The organism is Pelomonas sp. SE-A7, from assembly GCF_030345705.1.
Lineage (GTDB): Bacteria > Pseudomonadota > Gammaproteobacteria > Burkholderiales > Burkholderiaceae_C > JAUASW01.
This window is the reverse complement of the sequence record NZ_JAUASW010000002.1, coordinates 78,464-104,491: the sequence shown is the minus strand read 5'-3', so window position 1 is coordinate 104,491 and position 26,028 is coordinate 78,464. Positions and strand designations below refer to the sequence as shown.

Here is a 26,028-nt window from a genome sequence, read left to right as displayed (position 1 = left end):
TCGGAGACAGCAGTGGCCCACCTGAGCCTGAAGAAAATCGAGAAGGTCTATCCCAACGGCTTCAAGGCCGTGCATGGCGTGGACCTGGAAATCAAGGACGGCGAGTTCATGGTCTTCGTCGGCCCCTCGGGCTGCGCCAAGAGCACCTTGCTGCGCATGATCGCCGGCCTAGAGAGCATCTCCGGCGGCGACCTGCAGATCGGCAACAAGCGCGTCAACGAGCTGGCTCCGAAGCAGCGTGGCATCGCCATGGTGTTCCAGAACTATGCGCTGTACCCGCACATGAAGGTCTACGACAACCTGGCCTTCGGCCTGAAGCTGGCCAACACGCCCAAGGCCGAGGTGGACCAGCGCGTGCGCCATGCCGCCAAGCTGCTGGAGATGGAGCACCTGCTGGACCGCTACCCCAAGCAGCTGTCCGGCGGCCAGGCCCAGCGCGTGGCCGTGGGCCGGGCCATCGTCAAGAAGCCTGAGGTCTTCCTGTTCGACGAGCCGCTGTCCAACCTCGATGCCAAGCTGCGCGCCTCGATGCGTGTGCGCCTGACCGAGCTGCACCGCACGCTTCGCGAATCGGGCCAGCCGGCCACCAGCATCTATGTGACGCACGACCAGGTCGAGGCCATGACCATGGGCGAGCGCATCTGCGTGCTCAAGGAAGGTCGCATCCAGCAGGTCGATACGCCGACGGCGCTTTACGAGCATCCGGCCAATGCCTTCGTGGCCGGCTTCATCGGCTCGCCGGAAATGAATATCAACGAGGCCGAGCTGGTGGCTCAGGGCAGTGGCGTGGCCGTGCGCCTCGGCGGCCAGCTGCTGCCGCTGCCGGCTGCCAAGGCCCAGCGCTTGAATGGCCGCACCGGCGCCGTGCGCTTCGGGCTGCGGCCCGAGCACATTGGCGTGCAGCCGCGTCCGCAGGGCGACACCCTGGCCGTGCCCGGCAAGCTGCGCTTCTGCGAGCACATGGGCTCCGAGGTCTACGTCCACTTCGACCTGGGCGAGGTGGCCATGAGTACCCGCGTGCCGGCCGACCAGATAGCCGATATAGACCGGCGCGAGCGCGGTTCGGCCCTGGAGCTGCATCTGCAGATGGACCGCTGCCATCTGTTCGAGACCGATGACGGCGGCGCCACGCTGCTGCCGCGGGGCTGAGCCATGCAGCGAAGAAACTTCACCGCCGCGCTGGCCAGCCTGCCGCTGGCGGCCTGCTCGCGCTCGGGGTCGAATTCCGGCGAGACCGTCTTGCGCTTCGCCTGGTGGGGCGGGGCGGGGCGGCACGAGGCCACGCTCATGGCCATCGCGGCCTTCGAGAAGCTCAACCCCGGCCTGCGCATCAAGGCCGAGTACATGGGCTTCAACGGCTATCTGGAGCGGCTGACCACCCAGATCGCCGGCGGCTCCGAGCCCGACATCCTGCAGATCAACTGGGCCTGGCTGGCCATGTTCTCCAAGCGCGGCAGCGGCTTTGCCGACCTGGAGCAGTACCGCCGCCACATCGCGCTGGACCAGTTCCTGCCTTCGGACCTCGATTCCGGCCGGGTCGAAGGCAAGCTCAACGCCTTGCCCTCGGCCTTCACCGCCCGGGTCTTCCTCTGGAACGAGAAGGCCTTTGAGCGCGCCGGTCTGGGCCTGCCCCGCACTTGGGACGAACTGCTGGCCGCCGGCCCGGTGTTCAAGCAGAAGCTCGGCGACCAGGCCTATCCGCTGGACGGCGAGCTCTACGACATGATCCTGCTGTCGCAGACCTATGTGCAGCAGAAGTTCGGCATGCCCTATGTGGACCCGCGCGAACCTCGCGTGGCCATGAGCCCGGCCGCCGCGCTGGAATGGGTGCAGTTCTACAAGCGGCTGATCGACCAGCATGTGGCCACGCCGCTGCCGCTGCGCGCGTCCCTGGGCGGCGCCGAGAAGCCCACCGAGCAGCAGCAGGACTGGGTGGTCGGCAACTGGGCCGGCAACTTCACCTGGGACTCGACCATCCCCTTGCGCAATGCCACGCTGGACAAGCAGCAGAAGCTGGTGCTGGGCGACTTCCTGAGCCTGCCCGGCGCGGCCGGCAGCGGCATGTTCGGTCGTCCGACGGTGATGCTGGCCATGGGCCGCAACTGCAAGCATCCCGAGGTGGCGGCGCGCTTCATCAACTTCCTGCTGACCGACCCGGAAGCCATCCAGCTGCTGGGCAAGACCCGCGGCGTGCCGGCGGCGAAGCAGCAGTTCGAGACGCTGGAGCGGGCCAGGAAGCTGCCGGCGCTTGAGCTGCAGGCCCACCACCAGATCAAGCAGTTGCGCGATGCCGGCCAGGTGCCGGTGCCGGCCAAGCTGTTCGAGCATGCCCGGCTGCACAAGTTCATGCGCGAGGTCTTCGAGACCGTCGCCTACGGCAAGACCACGGACCAGGAGGCGGCCCGCCGCCTGGTCGAAGAGGGCAATGCCCTCTTGAAGCGAATCAAATAGCAGTGAGCAAGCGATGAAAGCGACCCAACGCCAGCTGAAGTTCGAAACCCGCCAGGACCCCGACACCGGCGCCCGCGTCACCCGGCTGACGCCGCTGGACGTCACCTGCCATCGCAATTACTTCTATCAGAAGTGCTTCACCAACGACGGCAAGAAGCTGATCTTCGGCGCCGAGTTCGGACCTCAGCCCAGCCCCAACTGGAACTACCACCTGCTCGACCTGGAGACGCAGGTCGCCACCCAGCTGACCGACCAGGCCGGCGAGAACACCTTCGGCGGCTTCATGTCGCCCGACGACCGCTTTCTGTACTTCGTGCGGGCCGAGCGCCAGCTGATTCGCCTGAACCTGGCCGACCTCACCGAAGAGGTGGTCTACACCGTGCCGCAGGGCTGGGTGGGCTATGGCACCTGGGTCAGCAACAGCGCCTGCACCAAGATGGTCGGCATCGAGATCCATGCGGACGACTGGTTCCCGCTGAACACCTGGCAGAAGTTCAACGAGATGTTCCACCAGAAGCCGCGCTGCCGCTTGTTCAGCGTGGACCTCGCGACCGGCAAGCAGACCGTCATCCTGGAGCAGCGCGGTTGGCTGGGCCATCCGCAGTACCGGCCCTTCGACGACAACACCGTGGCCTATTGCCACGAGGGTCCGCATGACCTGATCGACGCGCGCATGTGGTTCATCAACGAGGACGGCACGAACCGCCGCTGCGGCAAGGAGCACAGCGAGGGCGAGAGCTGCACGCATGAGTTCTGGGTGCCGGACGGCAGCGCCATGATCTACGTCAGCTACAACCACAGCTCGCCCGAGCGCTGGATCTACAGCCTGGATCCGGTCACGCTGGAGAACAAGCTGCTGACCTCGATGCCGCCGTGCTCGCATCTGATGAGCAACCATGACGGCACGCTGATCGTCGGCGACGGCTGCGGCAAGGCCAGCGGCGACAGCAGCGCCAGCAACGAGATGCTGACCGGCGACCCCTATCTGCACCTGTTCGACATCAAGGCCGGCACCACCCGGCCCATCGCCCGCCACGACAGCGGCTGGGGTGTCTACAAGGACAGCCGCCAGGTCACCCATCCCCACCCCAGTTTCACGCCCGACGAGAAGCAGGTGCTGTTCAGCTGCGACAAGGAGCCGGGCGAGCCGGCTCTCTACCTGGCGGACGTGGCATGAGGGCAGGGCTGCTTGCGCTGATGCTGGTCGGTGGCCTCGCCATGGCGCAGGAGCGCCCGCAGATGGACGCTGCCACGGCCGCCCGCAATCAAGTAGCCGACTACCTGGGCGACTGGCAGCCGCAGCCGCTGGGTGACGCTCGCGCCTGGAAGCCGGACTTCGTCGTGGCGCTTGACGGCAGCGGCACGCACAAGACGTTGCAGTCGGCGCTGAATGCGCTGCCCGCCAAGGATGCGTCTAATCGGCGTTATTACATCCAGATGAAGCCGGGCCAGTACCGCGAGCAGCTCTGCATCCGAGACAAGGCAGCGTTCACTCTCTACGGCCGCCCGGATGACCCGGCGGCCGTCGTCATCGTGGCTGGTCATTTCGCCGGCGAGCCCAAGGCGGTGGGCGCGGCCGCGAATGCCTGTCTGCCCAACGCCGCGGCCACGACCTATGGCACCGCGGGCAGCGCCACCTTCGGCCTGTTCAGCGATGCGGCCGAGCTGGCGCACCTGACCGTGGCCAATGACGCGATGGACGCGGTGCGGGCCGGCCAGGGCTATCCGCCGGCCGTGGCCGAATCGGGCGGTGCCCAGGCCGTGGCCCTGATGACCGAGGGCGACCGCATCCAGCTGGAATCGGTGCGGCTGCTCGGCCACCAGGACACCTTTTATGCCCGGGCCCGCGCCCAGGGGGCGTCGCGGGTCTACGTGGGGCGCAGCCTGATCGCCGGTGACGTGGACTTCATCTTCGGCAATGCCACGCTGGTGATCGAAGCCAGCGTGATCCAGAGCCGCGCCGGCCGCCGCACGCCGGGCGAGGGCGGCATCGTGCTGGCGCCCAGCACGGCGCCCGGCCAGGCGCGGGGATTCCTGGTGACAGGCAGCCGCCTGCTGGGCGATGCCGGCCTGGCTGCCGGGTCGGCGGCGCTGGGCCGCGCCTGGGATGCCGGCGTGCCCAAGGGCCAGTGGCAGGCCGGCGTCTCGCCCAATGGCCAGGCCCTGATACGCGACAGCGAGCTGGGTCCGCACCTGGGCCCGTGGTCGGCCTCGACCTCGCGCCGGCCGTTCTCGGCCAGCGGCGGGCAGGCCAACCGCCTGCATGAATTCAACAACCGGCAGCAGATCGACCCGGCGCGCGAGCGCCTGGCCGAGAACGACGGCTGGGCCGCCGCTGGCCTGGGCACCAGCGGCGGCTCTGCCGCCATGGCCGAGCATGTGTTCGAGGTCAGCAACCGCGCCGAACTGACGGCCGCGCTGGCCCTGGGCGGCAAGCCCAAGATCATCAAGCTCAAGGCCCGCATCGACCTGAGCAGTGACGACCAGGGCCGTCCGCTCGGTTACGAGGATTTCCGCGACCCGGCCTTCGACTTCGAGGCCTATCTGCGCGACTACGACCCCAAGACCTGGGGCAAGAAGCCGCTGGAAGGCCCGCAGGAAGAGGCCCGCAAGCGCTCCAGCAAGCGCCAGGCCGAGCGGGTGATGCTGCGCATCCCGTCCAACACCACGCTGATTGGTATCGCGCCGGGCGCTGGCTTCTTCAATGGCGGCCTGATGCTGGACGGCGTCGAGAACATCATCGTCCGCCACCTGCACCTGGCCGATGCCTACGACCAGTTCCCGGCCTGGGACCCCAAGGACAACGCCAACGGCGAGTGGAACTCGGACTACGACACGATCACGCTGCGCCGCGCCACGCGGGTCTGGATTGACCACTGCACTTTTGACGATGGCGCGCGGCCCGACCAGGCCGAGCGCATCGCCTTCGGCCGGCCGATGCAGCACCACGACGGCCTGCTGGACATCACCCAGCAGAGCGATCTGGTCACGGTCTCCTGGAACGTGTTCCGCCAGCATGACAAGACCAACCTGGTGGGCAGCAGCGACAGCCAGAAACTGGACGAGGGCAAGCTGCGCGTGAGCTTCCATCACAACCTGTGGGAGCAGGTGATGGAGCGCACGCCGCGGGTGCGCTTCGGCCAGGTCCATGTCTACAACAACCTCTTCGTCGGCCGCGACGATGTGGCCTACCGCTACGGCTATTCGCTGGGCGTGGGCCAGGACTCGCGGCTCTACAGCCAGAACAATGTGTGGGAGCTGCCGGCTTCCATTCCCGCTTCGCAGATCGTGCGCGTGCTCAAGGGCCAGCGCTTCCACGACAGCGGCTCGCTCTTGAACGGTCAGCCGGTCGATCTGCTGGGTGCCGTCAACGCCGGCCGCAGCGAGGCGATCAGCGGCGACGTCGGCTGGCAGCCCCGGCTGCATGGCGGCATCGACCCGGCCGATCAGGTGGCGGCGCGGGTGCGCGCCGGGGCCGGTGCCGGCCGTTGGTAGACAATCCGGATTTGTTGAAACGCCAGCTCAGAAACTTCAGAACAAGAGAAGCCCGGAATGGACGACGATTCGATTGATGTCAGCAAGCAGCAGCCGGAGTCGGTGGCGGCGGTGCTCAAGGTGTTTGCCATCCTGCAAGCCCTGTCCGAGCAGCGCGACACCGGCATCTCCGAGCTCTCGGTCCGGCTGGCCATGCCCAAGGCCACGGTCTACCGCTTCCTGCAGACCATGATGACCCTGGGCTATGTGCGCCAGGAATCCGGCAGCGAACGCTACGGCCTGACCATGAAGGCCTTCGAACTGGGCGCCAAGGCCCTGCAGTACCCCGACCTGATCGACCTGGCCAAGCACCACATGCAGATGCTGGCCGACGCCACCGGCGAAACGGTCCACCTGGGCACCCTGATCGACTCCGAGATCATCTATGTCCACAAGGTCGATTCGCGCCACATGCTGGGCATGTATTCGCGCGTCGGCCGCCGGGCGCCGCTGCATTGCACCGCCATCGGCAAGGTGCTGATGGCCTGGGAGCATCCCGAGCGCCGCGACCGCGTGCTGGCCGGTGCGGAGTTCAAGCGCTTCCGCGACAAGACCATCGTCGAGCTGCCGGCCTACCTGGCCGAGCTGGACCGGGTGCGGGCCCAGGGCTTCGGCGAGGACCGCGAGGAGTTCGACGACCACATCCGCTGCCTGGGCGTGCCCATCTTCGACCGGCTGGGCCAGCCCATCGCCGGCATGAGCGTCAGCTTCCCGACCTTCCGCTTCGACGAGGCCAAGCAGCCCGAGATCGTCAAGTTCCTGCAGGACGCCAGCCGCGACATCTCGGCCCGCCTGGGCTGCTCGCGCTTCCCGCTGGATGCTGCCTCCGGCCGCTGAGGTCCTGCTTCTCTCGGCCGCGGCCTTCGGTGCCGGCGTGCTCAACGCCATCGCCGGCGGCGGCAGCTTCCTGACGTTTCCGGCCCTGGTCTATGCCGGCGTGCCGCCCATCCAGGCCAATGCCACGAGCGCCCTGGCGGTGAGTCCGGGCTACCTGGGCAGCACCCTGGGCTTTCGCGCCGAACTGGCCGAGTTGCCGCGTTCGCGACTGCTGCGTGAATCCCTGATCGCCGCGGCGGGCGGCCTTGTCGGCGCCGGCCTCTTGCTCGTCACGCCCGGCCGATTGTTCTCGGGCCTGGTGCCCTGGCTGCTGCTGTTCGCCACCGTCCTGTTCGCCCTCGGCCCCTGGCTGCAGCGGACGCTGGGCGCCGGGCAAGACCTGGCACGCTGGCGCGAGCCGGGCCTGCTGGCGGTGGCTGTCTACGGCGGCTACTTCAACGGCGGCCTGGGCATTCTCTTGATGGCGCTCTACCTGCTCAGCGGCGAAAGCCGGCTGGACCGGGTCAATGCGCTGAAGAACCTGGCCTCGCTGGTGCTTTCGCTGCTGTCGGTGCTGGCCTTCGTCGCGGCCGGCGCCATCGCCTGGCGCCAGGGGCTGCTGATGATGGTGGCGGCCACGCTTGGCGGCTGGGCCGGTGCCCGCGTGGCCCGGCGCCTGCCGGCGAGCTCGGTGCGCGGTCTGGTGATCGCCACCGGCCTGGGGATGACGGCGCTGTTCTTTGCTCGCTAGCGACTGGCTGCTGCTGGCGACCCGGTCCTGTTGCGTAAGCGATGTTGTCGTGAGGAACTTGACGAGAGACGGCACGCGCATTGCCCAGCCATCGGCAGAATCGGGGCACCCGTCTTCCAATCCGACCATGGCACCGCAAGCGCTGTTGCATAGCCTTGTCATTGAACAGGGGGGCCCATGAACCGGGTCCTCGGGGCGACCCATGCGCTGGACCTGGACCAGGAGGTGGCGCGCTACCGGCGCCGCGCCCTCGTGTCCATCCAGGGCGCCAACCTGCTGGCCATCCTGCTGCTGGTCGTGGGCTCGCGGATGGCCACGCCGGCGCTCACTGCCGCCCTGACCAGTGCCCTGCTGAGCCTGGTCTCCATCGGCCTGGCCCTGGCCCGTCGTCCGATGCTGGCCGGGCTGCTGCTGGGCGTGCAATTCCTGGCCGTTCCCACGGCGCTGTCGCTGCTGGCCCTGGGCACGTTCGATTCGGCCATGCTGGTATTCCCGGCGGGCATGCTCGCGTTCTCGGTGGTGTCGCGGCCGCGGCAGACGGCGCTGTTCTGCCTGGCCGGCATGGCCTGCGTCGGCGTCGTGGCCTATGCCACGCTGACCCATCAGGTGCGCGGCACACCCTTCCTGGGCCTCGTCGACGACAACCCGTTGGACGTGGTCACCAGCCTGGTGGTGATCGCCTTCTGCAGCGTGGTGGCCACCTATGTTTCCTACATCCTGACCCGGTTGCTGCGCCTGCTCGCCGACCACCAGCACACGCTGGAAGAACGCGTGGCCCGTCGCACCGAGGAACTGAGCCAGGCCAATGAGGAACTGCGCCAGGCCATGGTCACGCTGGACCAGGCCCGGGTCGAGCTGGTGCGTGGGCAAAAGGTGGCCGGCCTGGGCAAGCTCGTGGCGGGCGTCGCCCATGAGTTGAATACGCCGATTGGCAATGCGGCGCTGACCGCCAGCACCTTGCGCGAGGCGGCCGGCGAGTTCGGCCGCAAGCTGGAGCAGGGCCATCTGCGCAAGGCCGAGCTGCGCGCCTTTGTCGATCTTTCATTCGAGAGCTCCGACCTGCTGGCCCGCTCGACCCAGCGGGCCGCCGAGCTGGTGGCCGGCTTCAAGCAGGTGGCCGTGGACCAGAGTTCGGAACGGCGCCGCGGCTTCATGCTGGACGAAATGGTGAGCGAGCTGCTTCGCTCGATGCGGCCCAGCTTCGGCAAGGGCCATGCCGAGGTGCAAGCCCAGATCGAGCCGGGCATCGAATGTGATGGCTATCCCGGCCCGCTGGGCCAGGTGATTGCCAATCTGGTGCAGAACGCGCTGCTGCACGGCGTTGGCGACCGGGCCGATGGCCGGGTCCGCGTGCTGGGTCGGCCGCTGGACGACGAGCGCTTCGAGCTGGTCGTCGAGGACAACGGGGGTGGCATCCCGGAAGAAGCGCTGGACAAGATCTTCGACCCCTTCTTCACCACGCGGCTGGGGCAGGGCGGTTCAGGCCTCGGGCTGACGATCACGCTGAACCTGGTCACCGTCATCCTGGGCGGCCAGCTGCAGGTGCATTCGGCGCTGAGCGAAGGCACGCGCTTCACCATGCAGCTGCCGCGGCGCGCGCCGGAGCGCAACGAGGCCGAGGCCGTGGACGCGGCCTGAGCGGCGGGCTGGCTCAGGCCCGTTCGTTGATGATCTGGCCGGTCGGCTTTCCTTCGGCGCTGATGCTGGGCTTGGGCGGCGGCTCGGCCGGCTTGGCCTGTTCGGCTTGCTGCGGCTTGGATTCACGCACCGGCTTTGATTGCTCGGGAGCCGCGGCCTGCACGGGCTTGGCGGTGGCGGATGAGACTTCCATGGCCGGTCCTTGAGGTGATGCGCGGAGGCGATGGGCAATGGTAGGGCGACCCGCCGTGCAAGCAAAGAAAAAGGGCCTGACTTGCGTCAGGCCCTTGTCCAGTGTTGGTGCCGATGAAGAGAGTCGAACTCCCGACCTTCGCATTACGAATTCCAGCAGCCAAATCCTAGAGGGCCCGGTGGGGCTTCTAAGAAGGTCTAAGAACGCGTATGGTACCTGGGAAGTCGTCCTAAAGAGTTAGTGGGTCACCCTACTGACTTCGAAGTACCGTCCTTCCTACAGCCTTACTAGTTCATGGCCAAGACCACTGCCCAAGTTCGCCTGACCAAGGCCGCCATCGATGACGCGCAACCCCTCATGGTGGACGGCGGCGTGCGCCAGCGGCTGTATCTCGATACCGAGCTGAAGGGCTTCGGCCTGTGCGTCGGCGCCCGCACCAAGACCTTCTTCGTGCAGCGGGACGTGAACGGCAAGACGGTACGAACGACCATCGGCCGCTATGGCGTGTACACGGTCGCCCAGGCGCGCGAGGAGGCCCGCGAACTCATCATCCGCATGGGCAAGGGCATCAACCCGAACCGCGAGAAAGAGCAGCGGCGGTCCACCGGCGTCACGTTCGAAGATGCCCTGGACACGCATCTCACCTCGAACAAGAAGCGCTCAGCGCGGACCATCACTGACTATCGCTACCTTGCCGATCAGTACCTGTCGGACTGGCTCAAGCGCCCGTTGTCGGAGATCACGCGCAAGGACTGCCGCGAGCGGCATCGCAAGATCGGCCAGGATCACGGCCCCTACGTCGCCAACAGCGCGTTCCGGGTCTTCCGAGCCGCATACAACGGCGCCCTGAAGATCCATGAAGACCTGGGCGTCAACCCGGCCATCGCGGTCGATTGGTTCCCCGAAGAGCGGCGCAAGGCGGCGATCCCGAGCGCCGATGTGGCCGCATGGCACGCCGAAGTCATGGGCATCGCGAACCCTGTGCGCCGCGACTACCTGCGCTTCGTCCTGCTCACCGGCCTGCGTCGCGAGAGCGCGGCGTGTGTCGAGTGGTCGCACATCGACTGGGACAACCGGGCGCTGCTGATTCCGCGCCCCAAGGGTGGCCGACCCTTCTTGCTGCCCCTGTCCACTCAGCTCATCGAGCTATTGAAGAGCCGGCAGGAATGCGCCGACACCGCCACGATGTTTCCGAAGTCGCCTTGGGTGTTCCCGGCCGACAGCAAGTCGGGCCACATCACCGAGCCCAAGGAGAAACTGGCCGTGAAGTTCACGATCCACGGCCTGCGCAACACCTTTATCACGGTCGCCGAATCGCTCGACACGTCGCCCTATGCGATCAAGATGCTGGTAAATCACAGCCTGCCCGACAAGCAGGACGTGACGGCCGGCTACATCTCGCCGGAACTGGAGCGGCTGCGGGCGCCGATGCAGGCGATCTCGGAGCGAATTGCAGAATTGGCGAAATATGCCAAAACTAGCTAATCACATTCGCATGAATGAAGTCGTTAAAGGCTGTTGAGTGATACTTTGATACCTCTTTCCAACGCCATCTAACCAATGCGTAGGAGAACAAGTGTCGAGCATCGCGCTTAAACGCATCAAGCTCTTCAGGATCATATATCTGAGCCCGATAGTTATCAAATATCCGAGAGCAGTGGTTCACTAAAATTGACCCGAGAAACTCGCAAGCAACTCGATTCCTGTCACTTGGGGAGTCCTCCTCAAGCAATTGAGCTAATTCGGGATTTGAAATTATCGGCAACCATATTTCCCGATGGGCGTCCAGAGTGGCGCCCTTCGTGACTGCCTTGTTGAATTCGCTCTGGGAATCATGCTGCCGTTTTAGGAGGTCGATCTGATCCTGAAGTGCATCCAGACTCGACTTCCCAGTGCGCCAAAGCAGGAACGTCCCAAAGGTGTATATGACCGTTGCAACAGCAACGGTCACCGTTGACGCTAGGTTAACGAATTCTTGCCAAGACATCTTCTATTGGGATTTGTGTGGCGATATTGACGGCGCGATCAGCAAGTGCAGCATAAATTTTGGGGAGTTCTCCTTCCATCTTGGCGGCGCCAAGGAAGACCCCTCTTGTGTCGTAGAGGACCGCGTATGCATTGAGGTGATCGAAGAGCCAGTAATCAAGCAAAAATGGTACAGCAGCAGCCAGCTCTGAAGCATCGTCCCGTGTGAGGTAACTAATCGATTCGCCGCACTCTAAGTTCCTTCGATATCCGCAATCCACTTCGAACCTGAAATACGTCTGGTCGTCGTTGGGCTGAGGAAGAATGCGGCAGCGGTGAATCGACTTTCCCTTTCGATTCGCCGTAGTGAGAAAGTCCAGCCAGTCTTGGTTGAATCCTTCCTCGCAGCTCCCGGTTCGGCTGTATGAGTCAAAAAAAGGTCTCTCCTCATCGACTAGATAGGTCGTGAGGCATTCCAACCTAAAGGCCGAAGTCGTGAAAGTGTCAAATGCCTCGCCGAACTCGCTAAGGGCAATAGGTCTTAGAAACTGGAAGGCTTCGTACGCCTGCATATCAAGAGTTGCGGACTGCGTTGATGAGCGCCTCCGGGATGCGGACCAGTTCTTCGCCGTTCGGCACGGACACGGATGCTTTCAAGGCGTCTTCCACGACAAAGCCTTGCACGTAAATGTGACCATCGCTACCCCTGTAGAGCGTTGGGCATTTCCCACCAGCGCAGCCTGTCGGATCGCTAGCAAGCAGGGTCAAGGTGATTGGCTCCATGAACATCTCCAGTGCGAAGAAGCTCGCGGCTAGTGGTTTCCCACAGGGCCGCCCTTGTGTCAAGGCAAAAAATTCCTCAACTGCTGGTGGTTAAGTGGGTGAGCGGCGGCTAAGTGGTGCCGTATGTCAGCACTCCGCCTGATGGCTCGCGTCCAACGGGTCGGATAGCCTGTCGCGATCCAACAATTCATTGAATTTTGGGAGCTAAATGAACATCAACAAGAAGCAGGTTGGCCTTTCACTGGCGAAGGGTGTCGTCGGTGCCGCAATGATCGTGGGTGCCTTCCAGCGTCCCGGCGTCTTCTTCGGCGTCCTCATCGTGGTGTTCCTGGCTCTGTCCGCCGCGAACTTCATGTTCAATCAGACCCACTACGTGGTTTGGCGGAACTTCAAACCTACGCTGGTCAGCTATCAGCGCAGGGATCGGGTGGACCGCTTCAAGATTCCAAAGGAGTCACTGCTGGGGCAGGCGATTTCGCTGGTGCTGCAATGCCTTGGATATGGGCTGGTCTTGATGCTGGTGCTGGGCGGCGTGATGTTCGCGATTGGCGCCATCGTGGCGGCCATCGCAGGGAAGTGATTCGCAAGTACATGGTCGGGATGTGCAGGGCTTCGACATGACGTCGGCCAGCCAGTTGTCGAACCGCTGGCTCAAGCATCTGCCGTTGGGCGCAAACGCAGAAATTGTGGCGGCAACTGCTCACGTCATCCGCTCCTTCGAGCATGACCTAGCAGCCCTGTTCACGGCCGACTTGCCGAAGCTGCGGCTCAGGTATCTCCTCGACGCCGTTGAGCCTCCGGGTATTGCCTCGATCTCCGCTGGTGCTCGCGATGCGGCACTGAGCCAAGGTGCAGAGCGGCTTGCCCTCATGGACGATATGGTCCGAGACGGGAAATTTGCCGACGCGACGGTCACGCTTTGTGAACTCTTGTGCGAGTGGGCTGCGGGTTGGCGTGACGACGCGAATCAGGAGGCGCACAAGCGCGGGCAACTACGTGCATTCGTGAAGAAGCTGCGGAGCGATTTGCCAAAGCTCAAGGCACCGTTGGCGGGGAGCTTGAAGGCCATTGATGAGATGGAGCGTCGAGGTCTATGCACTTCGACGATGGCCGTGCGGCTCAGGCGAGATATCCAGCAGTTGATTGATGGCCTGGACGACAAGTTTTCTTTGCCCAGGTCTGACGAGCGTGGAACCCCTCGGGAGACTGAACTGGCTTCAGCGCTCATGCACGTGCTGGTGCTCATCGGCTTTGATGGGCCGAAGAAGACCTACCCAAAGACGGCCGCTGCGCTTTATGCCAGCGCGCTGGCAGCACGACATGGATTCGCGCTCCAGGTGAATTCGTTGACCACCTATGCGTCGCGGGTCAGTCGGCAGCTAGAAGCAGCCGGGGTGGAGACTCCCCGTCCTTCCGTTCTGCCCTAGCTTCTAGAGGATCGTGCCTACCTGCTTTTAGGAGGGCACGAAATGCCACGACACATCACCCAGAAATCTGCACAGGCGGCTGACCACGCCGCAGTCAGTCGGCAAGACGAAATAGCCGATACCGGCGCGGCGAAGTGGACGCGAGAGGTCTTCGACACGGAGGGCGCTGCGGCGTATCTCAAGGTATCGCGCCAACTTCTCGAACTACTGCGTGTCACGGGCGGCGGCCCACGCTATGTCAAGTTGACCCGACTGGTGCGCTACCGGAAGGCTGCGCTCGATGAGTGGCTGGTCGACAACGAGCGCGCACACACGTCCGAGGGGGTGGCGCAGTGAGTCGGTCAACGAACAAGGGCGGCGCAAGGCGTGGCCCGGTCGGCGTGACGGCGCCGAAAGCTGCGAAAGCCGTTGTCGATCCAATGCTGATCGAGCACTTCATCCCCTCTGGAATCGGCGCTGAACTGATGGCGCGGTTGTGCATCGAATTGGTTCCTGCGCGCCAAGATCGGCAAGTCAAGCTTCCGGTGCCGTCCGCTCGAATCCCGTACTTCGACCTTGATGGGAAGCCGACCGGGTTCTACCGTCTTCGCACGCTGAAGCCTTGGGTACCCAAGGGCGAGGAGAAGGAGCGCCGGTATGTGCAGGCAACGGGCAGTGGAAATCATCTCTATCTGCCGCCCGTGGGCGCGCAGACATGGCGCGACGTGGCGACCACCGTGGGCATACCGCTTCTGATCACCGAGGGCGAGAAGAAGGCCGCTTGCGCCACCGCCCACGGTTTCTCGACGATTGGGCTTGGTGGCGTCTGGAGTTGGCGAGGTGACAGGCAGCCACTACCCGGTCTGGATCAGTTCCACTGGCAGGGCCGCAATGTCTGCCTCGCATTCGACAGCCCTGACGTGCAGGTCAATCGCGGTGTCGCCGAAGCGCTGATAGCCCTTGCTGACGAACTGCGCGGGCGCGGCGCCGTCGTGAAGTTCATTCACTTTCCAGCCGATGGCGGCAAGGTCGGTCTTGATGACTTCCTTGTCGATCACGGCCCCAAGCAGCTACAGGCGCTGATTGACGCGGCAACCGAGGAGCCCGTGGACGTGGTTGCAGAACTCAATCGCGACATAGCCATGGTCTGGAACGGCGGCAAGGCCCTCGTGTTGCGGGAGGAGCGCGATTCGACGGGGGTGGCCGCAGTCGCATTCGCACGTCCGAACGAGGTTGAGCCCGGCTATGCGAATCGGCTGGTGCGTGTGCATACCGCCAACGGGAGCAAGATGGTCAATGCGTTTTCGATCTGGAAGTCCAGTCCTTCCCGGAGGGAGTACCGAGGCGTGGTGTTCGCGCCCGGGTCGGATGCGCCAGGCTTCTACAACCTGTTCCAAGGCTTCGCGGTGAAGCCGGTGAAGGGCGATTGCAGGCTCTTCCTGCAGCACGTTGAAAAGATCATCTGTGCGGGCAATGCTGAGTTGGCGGCCTACGTGCTGTCCTGGATGGCACACGCGGTGCAGAAGCCCGGAGAGTTGCCTGGCACTGCGTTGGTGTTGCGCGGCAAGATGGGCATCGGGAAGAGCGTCTTTTGCAAGCACTTCGGCAGCTTGTTTGGTGCGCACTTCGTGATGGTCTCCCAGCAATCACATCTGGTCGGCAGTTTCAACCGGCACCTTGAGCGCGCACTGTGCGTTCTGTCGGAGGAAGGTTTTTGGGCGGGCGATAAGGCAGCAGAGGGTGCACTGAAGGCGCTGATCACTGAACCTACTCGGATGATCGAAGGCAAAGGTCGCGATGCAATCTCGGTGGCGAACTTCACGCGCCTGCTTGTCTCGACAAACAACGCCTGGGCGGTTCCGGCCGGCCTGGAAGAGCGGCGCATGGTCATCATGGATGTGTCGGACGCCCGTATGCAGGATGAGCAGTACTTCGGGAGGTTGCTGGTTGAGATGAGTAACGGTGGGCGCGAAGCGCTGATGCAATTCCTGCTGGACCGCGATATCCGCGCATTCAATCCACGTGTGATTCCGAAGACGATGGCCTTGCTCGACAACAAGCTCCATTCCCTGATTGGTGCCCGCAAGTTCCTCTTCGAGATGCTCGCAACTGGAGTGAACAACCGGCAGCGGGGCGGCTGGGCGGCTGAGGTGCCCACGTTGCACCTTCACGAGATGTATAGAGATTTCTCCAACGGCACTGGGGAGCGTCATCGAAGCTCAGAGACTGAGTTGGGTCGCGTGCTGCATGACCTTCTCCCGAAGCTCACTGCATACCGGCCCCGCATCGGCGTCGGAGGCCAGCAGGTGCGCCTGTGGAAGTTCCCCAGCCTTGACGAATGCCGCAAGGCCTTTGAATCGGCGATTGGTCAACCAATCGACTGGAAGCGATGGGCGGCGGAGCGCTGATCGGTGAGGCGGGCGCACAGCCCAGTCATCTCGGTCAACTCGCCGGTCAGCCATTTGCCCATGGGACGGGTATGTGGCGAGCGGACCGAGTTGACCGAGTTGACCTCTTTAAGAGTTCGATAGACAGGGCATTCGGCGCAAGTTCATGACCCTATACGCGACCGCCCGATTCGGTGCGCTCGGTCAACTCGGTTCGCTCGCAGTGCCGGGAAGTGGTCGGCCCAGATATGGAGCGCATTTCCAGGGGCCATAAAACGCGCGCCCGCGCAAGGCCGGCAGAAATTGCCGTAGGCGGCATCGGAGCGGTCGGGCTGTAGGGCGCCGCAGTCGCGGGGCAGATCGCGGCGCCTGCGCCAGTTTCTGCTGCGCCGCGACCTGTTCAGGCCTGCGAGGCGGGGTCTTACTTCTCGATTTCGAAGCGCGCCCAGGCCTCGGTCATCTTCTGCTCAAGTGCCTGCTGGCGCTGTTCGTAGCTGATCTTGCGCTCATCCGTGCCGGGCTTGATGCCCTCCAGCGCGGCAACCAGAGCGACGTGGTACGACTTCAGGGCTTCGCGGGCCTTGGGCTTCTTGAGGGTCTTCAGCGCACTCTCGAAGTTCGCCTTGGCGGTGGCTTTGCCTTTGGACACGCAGGCCACGTAGTCCGTTTTCTCATCGCCAGTGCTGGGGCCGCTGCCGGTGGTTGCCGCCATCTTCACTGTCATCGAGCACATCAGCATCGAGAACTGACTGTCACCTTGGTAGCGGTCCAGTGGGCTGCGCGTGTCGGGTTCGGCGGTCTCGGCGCCCGTCGCGGCGAACGTGACCAGGGCGGCAATGGCGCCGGCAGCGATGCGGCTGATTTTCATCTTCGACTTCCCTCAGTTGATGCCCAAGATGGGCGGCCACCTACGGCCTACGGTGCGGCCATAGATCAAAATGAGGTATCTTAGTCCGTGGACTGATAGTCACCATTCGCCGAACCTGCGTGCATGAGCGAGCACGCATTGGCTGTGCTTGGGTCGAACATCCGCGCCCGTCGAAAGGAACTGTCCCTGACCCAAGAAGAACTGGCAGACCTGGCTGGTCTGGACCGGTCCTATATGGGCGGCGTGGAGCGCGGGGAGCGGAACATCACTGTGCTGACGCTGTGCAAGATTTGCGTGGCTTTACGGTGTAGCGTTTGCGAGATGGCGGCCGACCTCTGATGAAAAGCCTGCCGCTGCGACGAGGTGCTTCTGAGCGTCGGCGCAGTGTTGATTGAGTGCCGAAGGCGTTGGAATGAAAGAAGGCCCCAGGTGGGGCCTTCGTGTTGCGAGCTAGCGTTGGCCTACTTGCCGGCCTTCTTGGGTCCAGCAGGCCGGCGGTCTGGCGCTTGGGTCAGGACGGACCCTGCCAGTTTCTTGGCTGCCTCCGTGGCAGATTTCTGCTGAAGCACTTTGCCGGCGAGGCTCGCCAACTGCTTCGATGATTGCTCGTTCTTGGGCATATGACTGATCCTTGAAGTTGAAGTCAACATGGGTCAGAGGGGCACATGAGCGCTTCTCGGTGAATGAGGGGCCGGCCGAAACCGGCCCCGCACCTGGCTGGTGGGCCAGGCCATCTTGGTCAGTTGAACAAACTCAACTGTCCAGGATGGGACCGCCAGTGCTGGCATACGTCTTCCCACCGGCCGAACCGGTAGCGCTTGTATGCCGTCACAAAGACGGTCTTCACCTTGGAAAGCACGCGCATGGCGTCACCTCCAATCGAAAAGGATTGAAGGGGCAGTCGATTGCCTGCGCAGCCCGAACGAACTACACTTCGGGCCGGTCTACATAGACGGTGCAGGTGCTTGGGTCGCCCCCAACCACTTAAAGGCTGATTGGTAGTCAGCCTCTGTGCCAAGCAGCCTCGACATCCCTCCCTCCGCCACAGAGCTTCGGGGTGTCGGGGCTTCTTCCTTCTTACGTCTTCATTTCTGCTCCTATCCGTTCAGCGCGCATCTTCTGGGCCGCTGTCATCGGCTGTTGCAAAGAAATTCTCGTTGCCCTCATCCGAGGTGCTTAGGTCGAAGTCGGCGTTGTCATTTCCGCCATCATCGTCCGCAGCCCCAGACGTGCTGCCATTCCTCGGCCGCTTCGTCTTTGCAGCCGGATACCAGTCCAACAGGCCGTACTTGCCGTTGGGCAGCTTGTGGAACGTGACAGAGTTCTTGGTAAGGCTAATCCGCAGCCCTCGCTTCGCGTTCTCCTCGTTGCGGGTATCGAAGGCAAACCCGCCTTCAATCAGCGCTGCATAAATCTCGTTCACCGTGGCTGGCCCGCGATCTTGCTTGCGGCGCATCTCCAAGATGGTGCGAATCGCGGCCGCGAGGGGTTGACCATAGAACTGGTCTGAGCGAATCGAGAGCGAAGCAACGTCATGGTTCTCTTCGGCGTCTTCGGCGTACATCGGTGGCAAGTCCACAGCCTCGCAAAGTGCGTTGATGGCCATCTTGGTCTTTGACGCCGCGCGCTCCTGTTCCCGAAGCTTCGCCTGGAGCTTCGCAATGGCTAGCTGGATCGGATCGGACATGGGCATCTCCTCATCGTCGCGTAGGCTGCAGTGTACAGCAGGCCGCGCGTAATGTGCAATGAGTCAGAGATCCGATGGCAAAGGCGCAGTGCAAAAACGGAAAAGGCGCAGTGCTGACTTTATATACAGCAAATAAGTCTATGATTTTTAAGAACAAATTTGTTCCGCAATGATTGCATTGATTCCGAATTTGAAATCCATCTTTGGTTGTTGCTGGTTGCTGATGTTTAACTATGATTGAAGTTGGTGGGAGATGTGGTGGGGCGGTTTGTGTCCGCGAATCGTGCCTGGGGTGGATGGTGTGCGCGAGTACAGGCGTCTGCACTCCGGTGGAGTGATGTTCTGTTGGGCCCATGATTGAGGGCAAGGCGGAAGATGCGAGGCGGAAAGCAAAAAGGCCACCCGGTGAGGGGTGGCCTTCTGCAAGGAGTGGTGCCGATGAAGAGAGTCGAACTCCCGACCTTCGCATTACGAATGCGCTGCTCTACCAACTGAGCTACATCGGCAAAACCTTCTTAACCTGTTCTTTGCGACCTTATTACTGCGTTCTTAGTTGCGGCCGGCTGGCGCTAAGCGGTGGATTCTACAGGAGCTTTTGGGCTCGAACCCTCTACTTACGAATGCGCTGCTCTACCAACTGAGCTACATCGGCTTCGCCATCAAGCGGCTGCTTGCTGCGAGCCCGCGACTATAGCAGAAGTTTTCAGCTGTCAGCCAGGTGGTAGCTGGTGACCCGCTCTACCTCGTTCTTGGAGCCCAGCACCACGGCCACGCGCTCGTGCAGCTTGGTGGGCTGCATGTCGAGGATGCGCTCGCGGGCATTGGTGGCCGCGCCGCCGGCCTGCTCGACCAGGAAGGCCATGGGATTGGCCTCGTACATCAGGCGCAGCTTGCCGGCCTTGTTGGGCTCGCGGGCGTCCCAGGGATACATGAAGACGCCGCCGCGGGTCAGGATGCGATGCACGTCGGCCACCATGGAGGCGATCCAGCGCATGTTGAAGTCCTTGCCGCGCGGGCCGGTCGTGCCGGCCAGGCATTCGTCGATGTAGCGCTTCACCGGGGCGTCCCAGTGGCGCATGTTCGACATATTGATCGCGAACTCCTTGGTGTCCTCCGGGATCTTCACGTCCTCGCCGGTCAGCACGAAGCTGCCCTGTTCGCGGTCCAGCGTGAACATGGCCACGCCGTCGCCCAGGGTCAGCACCAGGGTGGTCTGCGGGCCGTAGATGCAGTAGCCGGCCGCCACCTGCTGCTTGCCCGGCTGCAGGAAGTCTTCCTCGCCGACGCCGCGGTGGTTGGTGACCTTGCGCAGCACCGAGAAGATGGTGCCGATGCTGACGTTGACGTCGATGTTGGACGAACCATCGAGCGGATCGAACAGCAGCAGGTACTCGCCTTGCGGATAGCGGTTGGGCACCACGTAGATGCCTTCCATCTCTTCCGAGGCCATGGCCGCCAGGTGGCCGCCCCATTCGTTGGCTTCGATCAGCACCTCGTTGGCGATGATGTCCAGCTTCTTCTGGATCTCGCCCTGCACGTTCTCGCTGGAGGCCGTGCCCAGCACGTCGCCGAGCTCGCCCTTGTTGACGCTGATGGCGATGCGCTTGCAGGCGCGGGCCACGATCTCGATCAGCAGCCGCAGCTCCTGCGGGATGTGGCCGTGCTGGCGCTGCTGTTCGATCAGGTACTGGGTAAGGCTGACACGACGGGTCATGCTTGTTCCTTGGCTTCGGAGGCAAGGGCGCGCTCGATGATCTCGCGCACATCGCTGGACAGCTCGGCCTTGGCAGCCACGCGGACGATGGCTTCGCGGGCGGCGCTGCGGTAGGGCTCGGCCAGCTTGGTCCAGCGGTCCATCACGCGGGCCAGGCGGCCGGCGATCTGCGGATTGATCGCATCCAGGGCCAGCAGCTGGTCGGCCCAGAACACATAGCCGGCGGCGTCGGCACGATGGAAGGCAGCCGGGTTGAACATGCACAGCGAGAAGATCAGGCTGCGGGCGCGGTTCGGGTTCTTGAGCGTGAAGTCCGGGTGCTGCATCAGCTGCTTGACGCGGGCAAAGGTCTTGCCGGCGCTCTCGCTGGCGCGGCCCTGCAGGGCGAACCACTTGTCCACGACCAGGGCCTCGTCCTTGAACAGCGCATGGAAGCGCTGCAGCGCGGGCTCGGCCAGCTCGGCATGGGCATTGACCAGGGCGGCCAGGGCGCCCAGGCGGTCGGTCATGTTGCCGGCGTCCTTGAAGCGCTGGTAGGCGCGGCCCGGCCAGACGGCATCGCCGCTGCGGCCGGCGTCCAGCACCAGCATGGCCAGGGCCAGATTCGCCAGCGCACGCTTGCCGGACGAGACCGGGTCGGGGCGGTAGCCGCCGGTGACCTGGTTGGCCTCGAAGGCCGCTACCCAGTCTTCGCGTAGCGAATGGGCCAACTGGGCCTGCGCTGCTACGACGGCGGCATGGATGGCTTGCGGATCGACCACGTCCAGCTGCTCGGCGATGTAGGCCTCGCCGGGCAGGGTCAGGGCCAGCTCCTTGAAGGCCGAGTCCAGCTGCGGATGGCGCAGCACGCTGCGCATGGCCTCCACATAGGCGCCGTCCAGCACCAGGGCCTTGCCGGCGCGCACCGCGGCCAGGATGCGGTTCAGCGCCAGGCGCTGGCTGGCTTCCCAGCGGTTGAAGGCATCGGCGTCATGTTGCAGCAGCACCAGCAACTCGGCGTCCGTGAGGCCGTCGTCCAGCAGCACCGGGGCCGAGAAGCCGCGCAGCAGCGAGGGCACGGGCGCCGAGGCCACCTGGGTGAAGACGAAGCTCTGCTCGGCCTGTTCCAGCACCAGCACGCGCTCGGTGCCGACGGCGGCGGCCTCGCCCTGCAGTTGCAGCGGCAGGGCCTGGCCATCGGCGCCCAAGAGGCCCATGGCGACCGGGATCACCTGGGGCAGCTTCTGGTCCTGGCCGGGGCTGGGCGGGTTGGCTTGCGTCAGCGTCAGCGTGTACGTCTGGGCTGCGGCGTCGTAGGCGCCGCGGGCGGTCACGCGCGGCGTGCCGGCCTGCGAATACCAGCGCTTGAAGGCATCCAGGCGCGTGCTCAGGGCCGAGCCGGGGTTGGCGTCGGCAATGGCCTGGGCGAAGTCGTCGCAGGTCACGGCCTGGCCATCATGGCGCTCGAAATAGAGCTTCATGCCGGCCTCGAAGCCCTTGCGGCCGACCAGGGTCTGGTACATGCGCACCAGCTCGGCGCCCTTGTCGTAGACGGTGGCGGTGTAGAAGTTGTTGATCTCGACGTAGCTGGCCGGGCGTACCGGATGGGCCATGGCGCCCGAGTCCTCGGGGAACTGCATGGCGCGCAGCTGGCGCACGTCCTGGATGCGGCAGACGGCGCGGGCGCTGGGCGCGGCCGCCATGTCCATCGAGAACTCCTGGTCGCGGAACACGGTCAGGCCTTCCTTCAGCGACAGCTGGAACCAGTCGCGGCAGGTCACGCGGTTGCCGGTCCAGTTGTGGAAGTACTCGTGGGCGACGATGGCCTCGATGCGGCTGAAGTCGGCATCGGTGGCCGTGGCCGGCGAGGCGAGCAGGGCGCTGGTGTTGAAGATGTTCAGGCCCTTGTTCTCCATCGCGCCCATGTTGAAGTCGGACACGCCGACGATCATGAAGCGCTCAAGGTCCAGCGGCAGACTGAAGCGGGCCTCGTCCCAGACGATGGAGGCGATCAGCGAGTTCATCGCATGCTCGGTCTTCTCCAGGTCGCCGCGGCGAACATAGACCTGCAGCAGATGGTCCTTGCCGGCGCGCGTGGTGATGCGCTGCTCGCGGTGGACCAGGTCGCCGGCCACCAGGGCGAACAGGTAGCTGGGCTTGGGGAAGGGGTCGTGCCAGACGGCGAAATGGCGGTTGGCATCGACCGCGCCGGTCTCGACCAGATTGCCGTTGGCCAGCAGCACCGGGAAGCGGGCCTTGTCGGCACGCAGCGTCACCGTGTAGACCGCCATCACGTCGGGGCGGTCCAGGAAATAGGTGATGCGGCGGAAGCCCTCGGCCTCGCACTGCGTGAAGAAGCTGCCGCCCGAGGTGTAGAGGCCCGACAGCGCCGTGTTCTTCTCCGGGGCGCAGGTGTTGCGGATCTCGAGCAGGAAGTCGGCGTCCGGCGCCGATTCGATCACCAGCTCATGGCCTTCCTGGCGGAAGGACACGCTCTCGCCGTTGATCAGCACGCGCAGCAGCTGCAGTTCCTCGCCGTGCAGGCGCAGCGGGCCGTGGGGCACGGCCGTGTTGCGCTCTATCTTCATCTTGTTGATGACCAGGGTCTTGGCCGGTTCCAGGTCGAAGCTGATGTCGACCGTGCGTATCCAGAAGGCCGGCTGCTGGTAGTCGGCGAGGTGGATCAGGGGGGCGGTGCCTTCACGCATGGGATGGGTCCTAGGGATCAGGAATTGGCAACGGGGCGGCTGAGCAGCCAGATGCCGGCCAGTGCGAGGCACAGGCCGGCGATCTTGGTGCCGCTCAGCACCTCGCTGTAGAACAGCCAGCCCAGCAGGACGAGGGCGGCCGTGGAAATGAGGGCGCTGACGATGTAGGTCGTCTGCAGGCTGCCGCCAGCGCGGTAGACCAGCAGGAAGCCGACTTCGACCAGCACGATGCTGAGCGCCACGCCCACCGTGGCCCAATTCATCTGCCGCAGGCCCTCGCCCAGCCCGGTCTGGAGCGGGAAGAGCAGGAACAGCGGCAGGCTCATCAGGGCGGCAAGTGCATAGAACGCCAGCAGCGACAGGACCGGGTGCGCGGCCGCGCTGACGCTTTTCTGCGCCAGGTGGTAGAGCACCTGTCCTGCGATGGCGGCGATCAGGGCGATCAGCAAGGGGGTCTTCATCAGACGCCTTGCTTCAGGCTTTCTTGGATGAACGCGTCGAGATCACCGTCCAGCACCTTCTGGGTGGCCGAGGTCTCGTAGTTGGTGCGCAGGTCCTTGATGCGGCTCTGGTCCAGCACATAGGAGCGGATCTGGTGGCCCCAGCCCACGTCGGTCTTGCTGTCCTCGAGCTTCTGCTGCTCGGCCTGGCGCTTGCGCATCTCGTGGTCGTACAGGCGCGAGCGCAGCCGCTTCCAGGCCACGTCGCGGTTGCTGTGCTGGCTGCGGCCGTCCTGGCACTGCACGACGATGCCGGTCGGGATGTGCGTGAGGCGCACCGCCGAGTCGGTCTTGTTAATGTGCTGGCCGCCGGCACCGCTGGCACGGAAGGTGTCGGTGCGCACGTCGGACGGGTTGATGTCGATCTCGATCGAGTCGTCGATCTCGGGGTAGACGAACAGCGAGGCGAAGCTGGTGTGGCGGCCGCCCGAGGAGTCGAACGGCGACTTGCGCACCAGGCGGTGCACGCCGGTCTCGGTGCGCAGCAGGCCGAAGGCGTATTCGCCCTCGACCTTGATGGTGGCGCTCTTGAGGCCGGCCACGTCGCCCGGCGTCTCGTCTTCCATCGTGGTCTTGAAGCCCTTGCGCTCGCAGTACTTCAGGTACTGGCGCAGCAGCATGCCGGCCCAGTCGCAGGCCTCGGTGCCGCCGGCGCCGGCCTGGATGTCGATGAAGCAGTTGCTCGGGTCGGCCGGGTTGTTGAACATCCGGCGGAACTCCAGTTCCTCGACCTTGGCGCGCAGCGTATCGGCGTCGCCCTCAATGGCCTCCAGGCCATCGAAGTCCTCGTCGGCCTTGCTCATCTCGTAGAGCTCGGTGTTGTCCGACAGATTGGTCTCGAGGTGCTTGATCGTGTCGACGACCTGTTCCAGCGAGCGCTTTTCCTTGCCCAGTTCCTGGGCGCGCTTGGGGTCGTTCCAGACGTTGGGGTTCTCGAGCGAGGCGTTGACTTCGTTCAACCGCAGGGATTTGCGGTCGTAGTCAAAGATACCCCCTTAGCGCGGCGGTACGCGCTGTCAGATCGGCGAGGGTCGTACCGATCGCGTTGATGCGTTCGATGTCCATGGTGTTTTCTGTTGGTGGCGCCCGGGGAATCCCGGGCGCGGGAAGAAGGCGGCATTTTAGCCGTGCGCCCCGGGGGAAGTGCCGGGGCCGCCGGCCGGGCCCTGGCCTTAAGCTGCCGGCCATGCTGCTGCTCGTCTCCGCGCTCAAACTGGTGGCCGAAATCGGCCTGCTGGCCTGGCTGGGCCGGACCCTGCTCGGCGCCCTCATTGGCGCGCGGCGCGAGGGCAATTTCTTCTACGGCCTGCTGGACGTGGTGGTGCGGCCCTTCGAGCAGCCGGCCGGCCGCCGCTGGGCGCCCTGGCTGGCCCTGGGCCTGTGGCTCACGGCCACGGCGCTCAAGCTCCGGCTCTGCCTGGAGAACACCCAATGCCAGTGAATACCGATCGCCAGCGCCGCTACTGGCGCAGCAATATGCGGCTGACCTGGCTGCTGGTCGTGCTCTGGGCCGTGCCCACCTTCGTCGTGCCCTTCTTTGCTCGCGACCTGGATTTCGTCTTCTTCGGCTGGCCCTTCAGCTTCTGGGTGGCTTCGCAGGGTGCGCTGATCGCCTACCTGGCGATCAGCTGGATCTACGCTCGCCGGATGAACCGGCTCGACGAAGAGCAAGCCGGCCGTTCAGGCCAGGAATGAGGCCAGGCGCTCGGCCAGCGCCTCGGGCTGGTCGTGGTGCAGCATGTGGCCGGCGTCCTTGAGCGTGCAGCGCTGCAGGTTCTGGACCACGGCCAGGCGCGATTCGAAATCCTCGCGCGGATAGCGGTCGCCCCACCATTGCGAGAGATTGGTCGAGTCGCCCTCAACCCAGAGCGTGGGTGCCTCGATCGCCGACCAGGCGGCCAGCGCCTCGGCCTTGCGGTAGAGGATGGGATTGGTGCGCTTGTGGGCCGGGTCGCCCAGGATGATCCACTGCCCCTCGACCTCGCGCGCCCAGTGCGGCGCCAGCCAGTCGGCCTTGGCGGCGCTGAGGCGGGGATTGGTCTTGCGCAGCCGCGCCGCCACCTCGGCGAGCGAGGCATAGGGCTTGAGCTGCTGCGGCTGCTTCAGCTCGTCCAGCCAGGCGACCAGGCGGCCAGGCGACATCTCCGGTTTCGTCTCCGGCAGGCCGAAACCTTCCAGGTTGATCAGCTTGCGGATGCGGCCGGGCCGCACGCCGGCAAAGCTCATCACCACATTGCCGCCCATGCTGTGGCCCAGCAGGTCCACCGGGGCGTCGGGGCTGATGGCGTCGAGCAGGGCGTCGAGGTCGCCCAGGTAGTCGGGGAACCAGTAGGCGTCGCCGCCGCTGTTCTCGGTCAGACCGAAGCCGCGCCAGTCCATGGCGACGATGGCGCGCTGCTCGCCCAGCCGGGCCAGCGCATCGACGACAAACTGGAACGAGGCGCCCACGTCCATCCAGCCATGCAGCATCACCAGCAGCGGCTTGTCGTCCTTGACCAGCGAGGCATCGCCCCAGCGCAAGAGGTGGTGGCGCAGGCCGCGGAGCTGAATGAATTCGCTGCTCGCGGTGCGGCGGACGGAGTAGGCGGTCTCAGGCATGGGCCTCAATGTAGGCGCTCTGCCGCGGCCCTGCTGTCGGCGGGGCGACA

At 64.5% G+C, this 26,028-nt stretch carries 25 protein-coding genes and 1 tRNA gene; 15 read left to right on the top strand and 11 right to left on the bottom strand.

Features of this window, described 5'->3' with window-relative positions:
• Positions 1-12 precede the first annotated feature (12 nt).
• From QT382_RS14540 to QT382_RS14510, 7 genes are all read left to right on the top strand, one after another.
• Positions 13-1,149, top strand: a complete 1,137-nt coding sequence (locus QT382_RS14540) for an ABC transporter ATP-binding protein (RefSeq protein WP_289254823.1) — start codon at positions 13-15, stop codon at positions 1,147-1,149.
• Between the two features lie 3 nt (positions 1,150-1,152).
• Positions 1,153-2,451, top strand: a complete 1,299-nt coding sequence (locus QT382_RS14535) for an ABC transporter substrate-binding protein (RefSeq protein WP_289254822.1) — start codon at positions 1,153-1,155, stop codon at positions 2,449-2,451.
• Positions 2,452-2,464: 13 nt separating this feature from the next.
• Complete coding sequence (locus QT382_RS14530; protein ID WP_289254821.1) at positions 2,465-3,628, top strand: oligogalacturonate lyase family protein; 1,164 nt, start codon at positions 2,465-2,467, stop codon at positions 3,626-3,628.
• Positions 3,625-5,946 carry a pectinesterase family protein gene (locus tag QT382_RS14525; RefSeq protein ID WP_289254820.1) on the top strand — a complete coding sequence of 774 codons (2,322 nt, stop codon included), beginning with the start codon at positions 3,625-3,627 and terminating at the stop codon, positions 5,944-5,946. Before QT382_RS14530 ends, QT382_RS14525 begins: the two co-directional genes overlap by 4 nt.
• 57 nt (positions 5,947-6,003) lie before the next feature.
• Complete coding sequence (kdgR, locus tag QT382_RS14520) at positions 6,004-6,822, top strand: DNA-binding transcriptional regulator KdgR (RefSeq protein ID WP_289254819.1); 819 nt, start codon at positions 6,004-6,006, stop codon at positions 6,820-6,822.
• On the top strand, positions 6,803-7,552 hold the full coding sequence (locus QT382_RS14515; RefSeq protein WP_289254818.1) for a sulfite exporter TauE/SafE family protein: 750 nt from the start codon (positions 6,803-6,805) through the stop codon (positions 7,550-7,552). Before kdgR ends, QT382_RS14515 begins: the two co-directional genes overlap by 20 nt.
• A 177-nt stretch (positions 7,553-7,729) precedes the next feature.
• A complete protein-coding gene (locus QT382_RS14510) occupies positions 7,730-9,190 on the top strand; it encodes a sensor histidine kinase (RefSeq protein ID WP_289254817.1) in 1,461 nt (486 codons plus the stop codon).
• Positions 9,191-9,203: 13 nt separating this feature from the next.
• On the opposite strand, the gene QT382_RS14505 is transcribed toward QT382_RS14510, so the two are convergent.
• Positions 9,204-9,383, bottom strand: coding sequence for a hypothetical protein (locus QT382_RS14505; protein WP_289254816.1), 180 nt, complete (start codon positions 9,381-9,383; stop codon positions 9,204-9,206).
• A 294-nt stretch (positions 9,384-9,677) separates the two neighbouring features.
• Between QT382_RS14505 and QT382_RS14500 the strand changes: the two genes are divergently transcribed.
• Positions 9,678-10,868: a tyrosine-type recombinase/integrase gene (locus tag QT382_RS14500; RefSeq protein ID WP_289254815.1), complete on the top strand. Its 1,191-nt coding sequence runs from the start codon at positions 9,678-9,680 to the stop codon at positions 10,866-10,868.
• Positions 10,869-11,347: 479 nt separating this feature from the next.
• On the opposite strand, the gene QT382_RS14495 is transcribed toward QT382_RS14500, so the two are convergent.
• A complete protein-coding gene (locus QT382_RS14495; RefSeq protein WP_289254814.1) occupies positions 11,348-11,920 on the bottom strand; it encodes a DUF6879 family protein in 573 nt (190 codons plus the stop codon).
• A gap of 1 nt (position 11,921) precedes the next feature.
• Positions 11,922-12,131: a hypothetical protein gene (locus QT382_RS14490; RefSeq protein WP_289254813.1), complete on the bottom strand. Its 210-nt coding sequence runs from the start codon at positions 12,129-12,131 to the stop codon at positions 11,922-11,924.
• Positions 12,132-12,339: 208 nt separating this feature from the next.
• Between QT382_RS14490 and QT382_RS14485 the strand changes: the two genes are divergently transcribed.
• From QT382_RS14485 to QT382_RS14470, 4 genes are all read left to right on the top strand, one after another.
• A complete protein-coding gene (locus QT382_RS14485; RefSeq protein WP_289254812.1) occupies positions 12,340-12,711 on the top strand; it encodes a hypothetical protein in 372 nt (123 codons plus the stop codon).
• Positions 12,712-12,748: 37 nt separating this feature from the next.
• On the top strand, positions 12,749-13,558 hold the full coding sequence (locus tag QT382_RS14480) for a hypothetical protein (protein WP_289254811.1): 810 nt from the start codon (positions 12,749-12,751) through the stop codon (positions 13,556-13,558).
• Positions 13,559-13,600: 42 nt separating this feature from the next.
• Complete coding sequence (locus tag QT382_RS14475) at positions 13,601-13,894, top strand: helix-turn-helix transcriptional regulator (protein WP_289254810.1); 294 nt, start codon at positions 13,601-13,603, stop codon at positions 13,892-13,894.
• An 83-nt stretch (positions 13,895-13,977) separates the two neighbouring features.
• Complete coding sequence (locus QT382_RS14470; protein WP_289254809.1) at positions 13,978-15,945, top strand: DUF5906 domain-containing protein; 1,968 nt, start codon at positions 13,978-13,980, stop codon at positions 15,943-15,945.
• A gap of 400 nt (positions 15,946-16,345) precedes the next feature.
• Here QT382_RS14470 and QT382_RS14465 read toward each other — a convergent pair whose 3' ends face one another.
• Positions 16,346-16,792 carry a hypothetical protein gene (locus QT382_RS14465; protein WP_289254808.1) on the bottom strand — a complete coding sequence of 149 codons (447 nt, stop codon included), beginning with the start codon at positions 16,790-16,792 and terminating at the stop codon, positions 16,346-16,348.
• Positions 16,793-16,915: 123 nt separating this feature from the next.
• Here QT382_RS14465 and QT382_RS14460 point away from each other — a divergent pair, with 123 nt between their 5' ends.
• Positions 16,916-17,131, top strand: a complete 216-nt coding sequence (locus QT382_RS14460) for a helix-turn-helix domain-containing protein (protein ID WP_289254807.1) — start codon at positions 16,916-16,918, stop codon at positions 17,129-17,131.
• 766 nt (positions 17,132-17,897) lie between these two features.
• Here QT382_RS14460 and QT382_RS14455 read toward each other — a convergent pair.
• From QT382_RS14455 to prfB, 6 genes are all read right to left on the bottom strand, one after another.
• Entirely contained in the window at positions 17,898-18,479 is a 582-nt protein-coding gene (locus tag QT382_RS14455; RefSeq protein ID WP_289254806.1) for a hypothetical protein, read from the bottom strand.
• Positions 18,480-18,909: 430 nt separating this feature from the next.
• Positions 18,910-18,985: transfer RNA gene (locus QT382_RS14450), tRNA-Thr, on the bottom strand.
• Positions 18,986-19,182: 197 nt separating this feature from the next.
• A complete protein-coding gene (locus tag QT382_RS14445) occupies positions 19,183-20,193 on the bottom strand; it encodes a class 1 fructose-bisphosphatase (RefSeq protein ID WP_289254805.1) in 1,011 nt (336 codons plus the stop codon).
• A complete protein-coding gene (pepN, locus tag QT382_RS14440; protein ID WP_289254804.1) occupies positions 20,190-22,880 on the bottom strand; it encodes an aminopeptidase N in 2,691 nt (896 codons plus the stop codon). The genes QT382_RS14445 and pepN overlap by 4 nt, the downstream gene beginning before the upstream one ends.
• Before the next feature lie 17 nt (positions 22,881-22,897).
• Entirely contained in the window at positions 22,898-23,341 is a 444-nt protein-coding gene (locus tag QT382_RS14435; protein WP_289254803.1) for a hypothetical protein, read from the bottom strand.
• Positions 23,341-24,445, bottom strand: a protein-coding gene (gene prfB, locus QT382_RS14430) for a peptide chain release factor 2 (protein WP_289254802.1) whose coding sequence is annotated in 2 segments (ribosomal slippage) — positions 23,341-24,363 and positions 24,365-24,445 — 1,104 coding nt in all. Because the reading frame shifts where the segments join, the coding sequence is not laid out codon by codon here. The genes QT382_RS14435 and prfB overlap by 1 nt, the downstream gene beginning before the upstream one ends.
• A gap of 121 nt (positions 24,446-24,566) precedes the next feature.
• Between prfB and QT382_RS14425 the strand changes: the two genes are divergently transcribed.
• Positions 24,567-24,821: a hypothetical protein gene (locus QT382_RS14425; protein WP_289254801.1), complete on the top strand. Its 255-nt coding sequence runs from the start codon at positions 24,567-24,569 to the stop codon at positions 24,819-24,821.
• On the top strand, positions 24,812-25,075 hold the full coding sequence (locus QT382_RS14420) for a DUF4212 domain-containing protein (RefSeq protein WP_289254800.1): 264 nt from the start codon (positions 24,812-24,814) through the stop codon (positions 25,073-25,075). The genes QT382_RS14425 and QT382_RS14420 overlap by 10 nt, the downstream gene beginning before the upstream one ends.
• Here the strand turns inward: QT382_RS14420 and QT382_RS14415 are convergent.
• On the bottom strand, positions 25,061-25,978 hold the full coding sequence (locus QT382_RS14415; RefSeq protein ID WP_289254799.1) for an alpha/beta fold hydrolase: 918 nt from the start codon (positions 25,976-25,978) through the stop codon (positions 25,061-25,063). The two genes, QT382_RS14420 and QT382_RS14415, sit on opposite strands and share 15 nt — an antisense overlap.
• Between the last annotated feature and the right edge of the window lie 50 nt (positions 25,979-26,028).